This is a genomic window from Paraburkholderia oxyphila NBRC 105797, from assembly GCF_000685075.1.
Classification (GTDB): domain Bacteria; phylum Pseudomonadota; class Gammaproteobacteria; order Burkholderiales; family Burkholderiaceae; genus Paraburkholderia; species Paraburkholderia oxyphila.
The window spans coordinates 40,705-48,367 of sequence record NZ_BAYD01000074.1 but is presented as its reverse complement, the minus strand read 5'-3'; the positions used below and the strand labels follow the sequence as shown (position 1 = coordinate 48,367).

Sequence of the window (7,663 nt, the reverse complement as noted above, 5' to 3'; positions counted from 1 at the left end):
CCTTCATGATGTTCGGCAGCGTGACGTAGCGCGGCTCGTTCAAACGAAGGTCGGTGGTCACCACGGCGGGCAATTGCAGGGACAGCGTTTCCGCGCCGCCATCGACTTCACGCGCAACCGTGGCTTTGCCATCGGCGATGGTGATCTTCGAAGCGAACGTTGCCTGGGGCAGACCAGCCAAAGCGGCCAGCATCTGGCCAGTCTGGTTCGAATCGTCGTCGATGGCCTGCTTGCCGAGAATGACCAACGAGGGCTGTTCTTTATCGACGAGCGCCTTCAAAAGCTTCGCCACGGCGAGCGGTTGCAGATCCTCATTCGATTCGATCAACACGGCGCGATCCGCACCGATCGCCAGCGCCGTGCGCAGCGTTTCCTGCGCTTGCGCCACACCGGCGGACACGGCGATCACTTCCGTCGCCACGCCTGCTTCTTTCAATCGCACCGCTTCTTCCACGGCGATTTCATCGAACGGATTCATCGAGAACTTGACGTTCGCGATATCCACGCCTGTGCCATCGGACTTCACGCGAACCTTGACGTTGTAATCCACCACGCGCTTGACGGGTACGAGAATTTTCACAGCACTCCTCCTGATCCAACTGATTTCAAACCGATCAAATAACGCCTTTGCTCTTGAGTTCGGCGAGCTTTTCCGCCGAATAGCCCAGCGTCGATTCCAGCACGTCGCGCGTGCCTTCACCCAGTTGCGGCGGCGCGCGGCGCACGGGCATGCGTTCGCCGTCGAAGCGCCACGGCGGCGCGAGCACCGGTGTCGTGCCGCATTCCGTGTGCGGATGCGGCTGCTGCGTGACGAGTCCGCCTTGCGTAGCGCGCGGCGAGAGCAGCGCTTCGCGCAGGCCCGCCACTTCGCCGCACGGAATACCCGCTTGCGCAAGACGTTCGAGCAACAGCTTGCGGGGGCGGCTGCCCAGTTCGCGCTCGAGTTCCGGCACGAGCGTCTCGCGGTGCTGTCCGCGCAGGATGTTGGTCTTGTAGCGCGCGTCGTCGGCGAGGTCGGGGCGCTCGATCACCTCGCGGCAAAAGCGCTCGAACTGGGCGTTGTTGCCCACGGTGATGACGAGCGGGCCGTCGGCCGCATCGAACACGCCATAAGGCACGATGGACGGATGCGCGTTGCCGTAGCGCGGCGGATCTTCGCCCAGCAGCAGCGCTTCGAGCCCGTAGTAAGCGGTGATCATGAGGCCGCAGTCGAACAGCGCCATTTCGATGTGGCGCCCGCGCCCGGTGCGCTCGCGCTCGTAGAGCGCGGCGAGCATCGCCTGCGCCGAATACATGCCCGTGAACAGGTCGACGGCGGCCACGCCGAATTTCAGCGGCGGCTGGTCCGCTTCGCCGTTCAGCGCCATCAGGCCCGCTTCGCCTTGCACGACGAGGTCGTAGCCGGGGCGCTTAGCCTCGGGCCCGGTGCGGTCGTAACCGGTAATCGAGCAATAGATCAGACGCGGGTTCTCCGCGCTCAGCGCTTCATAACCAAGGCCCAGCTTCGCCGCGCCGCCGAACTTGAAATTCTGGATGAAGATGTCGCTGGTCTTCGCCAGCTCGCGCGCGATCTGCTGGCCTTCGGGCGTTTGCAGATCGAGCGTGATCGAACGCTTGTTGCGGTTCACGCTGTTGAAGTACGCGGTCTCGGTCTTGCCGACACGCACGCCCCAGTCGCGCGTGTCGTCGCCGCGATCGGGATGCTCGACCTTGATGACTTCCGCGCCGAGGTCGCCGAGCACCATTGCGCTCCACGGGCCGGCCAGCACGCGCGAAAGATCGAGGACGCGTACGCCTGCCAGCGGCAGGCTCTTGTTGTCGCTCTGCATCAGCAGGCACTCCTGGTTCGTTGTGAATGGAAGGCGCGCCGCCGCATGAGTCATGCAGCGGCGCGCCTTCGCATCGTTCATGCAGCAGCGCTTTCCAGTGCGATGTAGCGCGCGAGATGGTGGTCCTCGTCGCCAAGCTGATGGTCGATCATCACGAGGCGCTTGGCGTAATGCGCGAGCGGCAGCTCCCACGTCATGCCGATGCCGCCATGCAGCTGGATCGCTTCCTCGGCCACGCGCGCGCCGATGCGCCCGACCGTGTACTTCGCCGCGGAAAGCGCGCGCTCGCGCGCAACGTGCGGCGCGTCGATGGCTGCCGCCGCGTTGATCACCGCCGAGCGTGCCTGCTCGATTTCGAGCAGCACGTCGGCCATGCGGTGCTGCAGGGCCTGGAAGCTGCCGATGGGCACGCCGAATTGCTTGCGCGTGCGCAGGTATTCGAGCGTGTGATCACGCGCGACGTCCATCGCGCCTACCGCTTCAGAAGCAAGCGCGAGCAGGCCATAGCCGCGTGCATGTTCGAGCGTGGCGAAGCCCGCGCCTTGCGTGCCCACGAGCGCGTCGGCGCCGAGCGTCACGTTATCGAACTTCACTTCCGCCGCGCGTCCGCCATCGATCTTGCGATAGCCGCGCACGCTCACGCCCTTCGCATCGCGGGGCACGAGGAAGAGGGAAATGCCCGCTTCGTCGAATTCAGTGCCGGAGGTGCGTGCGGAAACGAGCAGCACGTCGGCATGCTCCGCATGCTGCACGACGCCTTTCGCGCCTTGCAGCACCCAGCCGTTGCCGTTCTTTTCGGCGCGCGTGCTTACGCGCGATGCTTCGTAGTGCGAGCCCGGCTCGTCATGCGCAAGCGCCGCGATCTGCGAGCCGTCGATGAACGACGCGATGCGCGCGCGCTGTGCCTCGCTGCCCGCATGCGCGAGCGCGCGGCCCACGATCAGCGTATCGAGGAACGGCTCGACCACGAGGCCGCGCCCGAGCGATTCGAACACGACGGCCACGTCGAAGCCCTGGCCGCCGAAGCCGCCATCGGCCTCGTCGAACAGCGCGCCGATCACGCCGAGCTCCGCGAAGCGCTGCCACATATCGGCGCTGAAGCCCTCACTGGAGCGCGCGATTTTATCGCGCGCATCGAAACCATATTGCTCGGCGATGAAGCGATTGAGCGTGTCCGCGAGCATGCGGCGGTCTTCAGAGTGCTGGAAGTTCATGGCAAGACCTCTTAAAGACCGAGAATCATCTTGGAGATGATGTTCTTCTGGATTTCATTGGAGCCGCCGAAGATCGACAGCTTGCGGTTGTTGAAGTAGAGCGCGGCGGCGCTGGCGGCTTCATCGGGGCCGACGGCTTCGCCCTCGTAGCCTTCGTGCAGCGCTTCCTCGACGAAGGGCGCCGCGTACGGACCCATCGCGCGACGCAGCAGCGACGAAATCTCCTGGCGGATCTCGGTGCCGCGAATCTTGAGCATCGAGCTTTCCGCGCCCGGCACGCCGCCGCCTGCCACGGCTGCGATCACGCGCAGGTTCGTGGTCTTCATGTTCTCGAGATCGATCTCGACCTTGGCGACGCGCGCCGCGAACTGCGGGTCCTGCGCGAGCGGCTTGCCGTTGCGCGTGACATGCTGCGCGGCGCGCTTCAGGCGCGCGAGCGCGGCCACCGAAAAGCCCACGCCCGCGATATTGGTCCGCTCGTAGGTGAGCAGGTATTTCGCGTAGGTCCAGCCCTTGTTCTCCTCGCCGACGAGGTTCTCAACCGGTACGCGCACGTCGGTGAAGAACACTTCGTTCACCTCATGTTCCCCGTCGAGCGTGATGATCGGGCGCACCTCGATGCCCGGGGTGTTCATGTCGATCAGCAGGAAGCTGATGCCCTCCTGCTTGCGCACGTCGCTGGCGGTGCGCACGAGGCAGAAGATCATGTTGGCGTAGTGGCCGAGCGTGGTCCACGTCTTCTGGCCGTTCACGACATAGTGGTCGCCGCTTGCATCCGTCTTGCGCACGGCGCTCGTGCGCACCGAGGCGAGGTCCGAGCCCGCGCCCGGCTCCGAATACCCCTGGCACCACCAGTCGGAGCCGTCGAGAATGCGCGGCAGCCAGTGGCGCTTTTGCGCTTCATTGCCGTATTTGATCAGCACGGGGCCGAGCATGTTCACGCCGAACGGCACGATGCGCGGCGCGCCCGCAATCGCGCATTCGTTCTCGAAGATGAACTTTTGCACGGCGCTCCAGCCCGGGCCGCCGTATTCCTTCGGCCAGTGATTCGCGAGCCAGCCGCGCTCGTTGAGAATCGCGTGCCAAGCGGCCATGTCCTCGCGCGTGAGGTGCTGGCCGTTGCGCACGGTTTCGGCGATGCGCTGCGGCAGGCGCTCGCGCAGGAAGTCGAGTACTTCGCTGCGGAAGGCTTCTTCTTCAGCGGTGAATTTCAGATCCATGTGTCTTGCTCCTGGCTGCCCCGGCATGAGCGCGGGGTCAGCCCCATATTCAGGCGGTTTGATTCAGGCTCGCGAAGTCGGCGCCGCGCTCGACCAGCTCGACGAGCAGCGGCGAAGGGCGCCAGAACAGCGGGTCTTCCTTCGCGAACTCGCGAATGTCGGCGAGCACGTTCGCGAGGCCCACGGTATCGGCGTACTTCATCGGGCCGCCGCGATAACGCGGGAAGCCGTAGCCATAGATGAACGTCATGTCCACGTCGAGCGGACGCAGCGCGATCTTCTCGTGCACCACGTTCGCGCCTTCGTTGATCATCGCGGCCATGTAGCGGCGGATGATCTCTGCGTCGGTGAACGTGCGCGGCGTGATGCCGGCGCGCTCGCGCTCGGCGGCGATGATCGCTTCCACTTCCGGATCGGGCGTGCCGGTGCGCGCGCCGTCGGGATAGAGATAGTAGCCACGGCCCGTCTTCTGGCCGAACCAGCCGCGCTCGCAGAGGCGGTCGGCAATCTGCACATAGCGCGCCTTCGGGTCGCGCGTGGGCGCGCGGCGCTTGCGCGTGGCCCAGCCGATGTCGCCGCCCGCGAGATCGGACACCTGGTACGGGCCCATCGGGAAGCCGAACTCGCGCACGGCCTTGTCGATCTGGTACGGCGAGGCACCGTCTTCCATCAGATGATCGGCGGCCGTGCGGTACACGGCGAGGACGCGGTTGCCGATGAAGCCGTCGCACACGCCCGCGCGCACGGCCACTTTGCGCAGCTTCTTCGCGAGCTCGAACGCGGTGGCCACCACGTCGGCGCTCACCGCCTTCGGCACCACGACTTCGAGCAGCTTCATGATGTTCGCGGGCGAGAAGAAGTGCAGGCCCACCACATCTTGCGGGCGCTTGATGCTGGCCGCGATGGCGTCGATGTCGAGATACGAGGTGTTGGTCGCGAGCACCGCGCCCGGCTTGCAGACGCGGTCGAGCTCGGCGAAAACGGCCTGCTTCACGGCTATGTCTTCGAATACGGCTTCGATCACGAGATCGACGTTCGCGAGCGCGTCGTACGAGGTGCTGCCGTTGAACCGTGCGAGGATCTGCGCCTTCGCTTCGGGCTTCATGCGGCCCTTGGCGATCAGGCCGTCGTAGACTTTTTCCACGTGCGCGCGGCCGCGTGCGAGCGCGGTGTCGTCGCGCTCGATCATCGTCACGGCGAGGCCCGCGTCGAGCACGGCCACGGCAATGCCCGCGCCCATCGTGCCGCCGCCGATCACACCGACGGTCTCGATCGTGCGCGGCGCGGCGCTCTTCGTTTCAGGGGCCTTCTGCACTTCGCGCTCGGCGAAGAACGCATGCACGAGGCCCGCGCGCTGGGGGCTCTCGAGGCAGGCGAGGAACTGCTTGCGCTCGAAACGCAGGCCTTCCTCGAACGATTCGTCGAGCGCGGCCTGCACGCAATCGACGATCTTCAGTGGCGAGAACAGGCCGCGCGACTTCTTCTCGGTGTCGGCGCGCGCGGCGTCGATGGCGGCTTGCGAGGCGGCGCGGTCGGCCAGCCCTTGCGCGTCGCGCGTGCGGCGCACGTGAGCATGGCTCGCGAGCAGCTCCTGCGCGTAGGCGAGGCCTTCAGCGAGGATGTCCTCGCTGGCGCCCACGCGGTCGACGAGACCGAGCTTGAGCGCTTCCTGCGCGCCCACGTGGCGGCCGCTCAGCATCAGCGAGAGCGCCGCTTCGGCGCCGATCAGGCGCGGCGCGCGCTGCGTGCCGCCCGCGCCGGGCAGGAGGCCCAGTTGCACCTCGGGGAGGCCGAGCTTCGCCCCCGCCACCGCGAGCCGATAATGCGCGGCGAGCGCGACTTCGAGGCCGCCGCCGAGCGCCGCTCCGTGAATGGCCGCGATTACGGGCTTGTGGCTGGCCTCGATGCGATGGAGCACGTCGGGCAGCGCGGGCGGCTGCGGCGGCTTGCCGAACTCGCGGATGTCCGCGCCGGCGATGAAATTGCGCCCCGCGCCGACGATCAGCACGGCCTGCACGGTCGCGTCCGTTTCGGCATGCTCGATGGCGGCGGCGAGACCGCGCCGCACGTCTACGCCCAGGGCGTTCACGGGCGGATTGTCGACGGTGACGAGCAGCACCTTGCCGCGCAGTTCGTGGGTGACGGGGGAAAAAGCGGCGGGAGCAGTCGTTTCGATTGCCATGGGGTGTCTCCAGGAATAGGGGGCCGATCAGCGCTTGCCGTTGCGCCGATGCCCGATGGGCGCGGCAGGCGGCAGGCCGGATGGCGGTTCTCCAATCTGGGTTTCATTGTGTGGATGCCAACGTTAATTGACAATCCCATGGTTCATTGACATGCTGTCAAAGATTATTTGACAGTGAGCCCGGCCATGGACGTCAATGCGCTGACCCTGCTGGTGGAGATCCTCGACGCGGGCAACCTGAGCGAGGCCGCGCGGCGCCTCAAGATGAGCCGCGCGAACGTGAGCTACCACCTCAACCACCTCGAAAAGTCGATCGGGCTGCAACTGGTGCGGCGCACAACGCGCCGCGTGGAGCCGACCGAGATCGGCCTGAAGCTCTACGAGCACGGGCGCGCGATCCAGAACGCGCTGCTCGCGGCGCGCGAGTCCGTCTCCACGCTCGGGCAAAGCCTGCAGGGGCGCGTGCGCCTTTCGGTGCCGAGCGGCTATGGGCAGCTCGTGATGTCGGAATGGCTGATCCGCTTCAAGCGCCTCTATCCGGGCATCGTGCTCGACGTGATGTTCGAGAATCGCGTGGAAGACCTGCTGCGCGATGAAGTGGACATTGCCGTGCGCGTGATGCACGAGCCGCCGCAGAATCTCGTGGCGCGCGACATGGGGGCGGTGCGGTACATCGCGTGCGCATCGGCGCAATGGGCAGCGGAGCACGGCATGCCCGAGACGCTGGAGGACCTCGCGCGCGCGCCCGTCATTACCGCGACGGTGGTGGGGCGGCAACTGCGTCTCGCGGGGTATCTGGACGAGGAGCGGCACGAGGTGCTGCTCGAGCCGTCAATTATTTCGGAGAACTTTCTTTTTCTGCGCCAGTCGATTCTGGAGGGGCTCGGCGTGGGGATCGTGCCCGACTATGTGGTGCATGACGATATCCGCAATGGCCAGGTCGTCACTTCGCTAGAACCGTGGCGCCTGAGCATTTTCGGCACGCATATGTACATGTTGTACATGCCCAATCGCCACCATACGCGTGCGGCTTCGACTTTCATCGACTATGTCTTGGCCGAAGCGCACAAGAGCGGGCGCGGGGCCGCCGCGCCCAATCCGGCAACGGTTCAGGCGTCCTGAGCGGGCTTGCCGTCCGCACGCACGGTGGGTGCGCCGCCTGGCTGCGGATTGTGCCGATCCATTGCCGCGCTGCCGGTCACGTCTTCATCGTCGCTG

General features: G+C 66.0%; 6 protein-coding genes. 1 reads left to right on the top strand and 5 read right to left on the bottom strand.

The window, feature by feature from the left end:
- The 5 genes from BO1_RS33765 to BO1_RS33745 all read right to left on the bottom strand — a co-directional run.
- The coding region (locus BO1_RS33765; protein WP_028221341.1) for an electron transfer flavoprotein subunit beta/FixA family protein at nt 1-580 on the bottom strand (580 nt) is incomplete at its 3' end.
- A 34-nt stretch (nt 581-614) separates the two neighbouring features.
- Nucleotides 615-1,829: a CaiB/BaiF CoA transferase family protein gene (locus tag BO1_RS33760; protein ID WP_028221340.1), complete on the bottom strand. Its 1,215-nt coding sequence runs from the start codon at nt 1,827-1,829 to the stop codon at nt 615-617.
- Between the two features lie 77 nt (nt 1,830-1,906).
- On the bottom strand, nt 1,907-3,043 hold the full coding sequence (locus BO1_RS33755; protein ID WP_028221339.1) for an acyl-CoA dehydrogenase family protein: 1,137 nt from the start codon (nt 3,041-3,043) through the stop codon (nt 1,907-1,909).
- An 11-nt stretch (nt 3,044-3,054) separates the two neighbouring features.
- Nucleotides 3,055-4,263: an acyl-CoA dehydrogenase family protein gene (locus BO1_RS33750; RefSeq protein WP_028221338.1), complete on the bottom strand. Its 1,209-nt coding sequence runs from the start codon at nt 4,261-4,263 to the stop codon at nt 3,055-3,057.
- Nucleotides 4,264-4,312: 49 nt separating this feature from the next.
- Complete coding sequence (locus BO1_RS33745) at nt 4,313-6,445, bottom strand: FAD-dependent oxidoreductase (protein ID WP_028221337.1); 2,133 nt, start codon at nt 6,443-6,445, stop codon at nt 4,313-4,315.
- A gap of 186 nt (nt 6,446-6,631) precedes the next feature.
- Between BO1_RS33745 and BO1_RS33740 the strand changes: the two genes are divergently transcribed.
- Nucleotides 6,632-7,567, top strand: coding sequence for a LysR family transcriptional regulator (locus tag BO1_RS33740; RefSeq protein WP_028221336.1), 936 nt, complete (start codon nt 6,632-6,634; stop codon nt 7,565-7,567).
- Nucleotides 7,568-7,663 lie beyond the last annotated feature (96 nt).

Bases quoted from the DNA above. Each gene is read 5' to 3' on its own strand.
- BO1_RS33755 (WP_028221339.1), bottom strand. From the start codon at position 3,043: ATGAACTTCCAGCACTCTGAAGACCGCCGCATGCTCGCGGACACGCTC.
- BO1_RS33740 (WP_028221336.1), top strand. From the start codon at position 6,632: ATGGACGTCAATGCGCTGACCCTGCTGGTGGAGATCCTCGACGCGGGC.
- BO1_RS33745 (WP_028221337.1), bottom strand. From the start codon at position 6,445: ATGGCAATCGAAACGACTGCTCCCGCCGCTTTTTCCCCCGTCACCCAC.
- BO1_RS33760 (WP_028221340.1), bottom strand. From the start codon at position 1,829: ATGCAGAGCGACAACAAGAGCCTGCCGCTGGCAGGCGTACGCGTCCTC.
- BO1_RS33750 (WP_028221338.1), bottom strand. From the start codon at position 4,263: ATGGATCTGAAATTCACCGCTGAAGAAGAAGCCTTCCGCAGCGAAGTA.